This window comes from Halomonas sp. AOP7-B1-5, assembly GCF_052353045.1.
Lineage (GTDB): Bacteria > Pseudomonadota > Gammaproteobacteria > Pseudomonadales > Halomonadaceae > Vreelandella > Vreelandella colorata.
On record NZ_JBQTDC010000118.1, the window covers coordinates 1 to 911 of the forward strand.

1 protein-coding gene and 1 pseudogene are annotated in these 911 nt (G+C 41.5%); both read right to left on the minus strand.

The window, feature by feature from the left end; all coding sequences use genetic code 11:
* Window positions 1-129, minus strand: a pseudogene (locus ACT3XD_RS19635) (bacteriophage T4 gp5 trimerisation domain-containing protein); the annotation flags it as partial.
* Window positions 130-285: 156 nt separating this feature from the next.
* Window positions 286-765 carry an SMI1/KNR4 family protein gene (locus ACT3XD_RS19640; RefSeq protein ID WP_192539968.1) on the minus strand — a complete coding sequence of 160 codons (480 nt, stop codon included), beginning with the start codon at window positions 763-765 and terminating at the stop codon, window positions 286-288.
* Between the last annotated feature and the right edge of the window lie 146 nt (window positions 766-911).

The window sequence follows — 911 nt, forward strand, 5'->3', positions numbered from 1 at the left end:
GGCCTTGTGGCTTTGGGTGCGGATGACCGTGCGGGTCTTGTTGGCCGGCAGTGGGTACGGCGGAATATCCGAGGCGTGATAGGTGCGCCCGGTGATCAGTGGCTGGTCCGGGTCACTCTTCAAAAAACTAAAATATCATGGCCGATACAGGGCTATGCTGCCGTAACCACCTGCTAAGCTCTGGGCCTTATGAGTATAAGAGACCTTCTGTGTTCTTGCTGAACCATTTAAATATTATACTCAATTACAGCATGGTTTTATTTAAAATAAAGATTTCAAGTTAAATTATTCATCATCCTCATAAAGGGCATCTAAAAAACTACTAAAGGTATTAGATACCTTTATGATGCTTTCGGGCAGTATATTGTTACTCGGGTTAAAAGGAGACTTATCTTCGAATTCATGATCTTTGTAAAAGATATGCCCATAAGAGTCATCTCGCAACGACAGTAGAAAAAAGTTACCCCCATGAGTATTTGCAATAAAAACAAGACCTAATGGAAGGTTATGACCAACCTCTTTCATCTTATAGAGAATATCATTTGCTGGCTTTGCATTCAGCCCATAAAACTTTTTCACCTCATCACCTGGCAGATTTAATTTTTCAGCCTCAAAATCAATATAACTTTCTAGCGGCACGCCTCCGTTATATTTTAATAAAAATTTTTTATACGCAACAGGCAATTCATATCCCAGCTCATTCTCAGCTCGTTCCAAATCTTCCGGGCCTAGCCTCTTTCCAGTAGCAGTCATATCACTTAGCATTTTAAACGCCCATTAACGGTAACAAATGCCACTGGAACTCCTGCACGCGATAGACGAGTCGTTGTTTAAACAATGGCCCTACCTGGAGCTTACTCATCAAACCACTCATGAGGCCAGGATAAGCGTCATTATAAAAGTAGATACTG

Excerpts from the sequence above, each read along its gene's own strand:
- ACT3XD_RS19640 (WP_192539968.1), bottom strand. The coding sequence starts at position 765 with ATGCTAAGTGATATGACTGCTACTGGAAAGAGGCTAGGCCCGGAAGAT.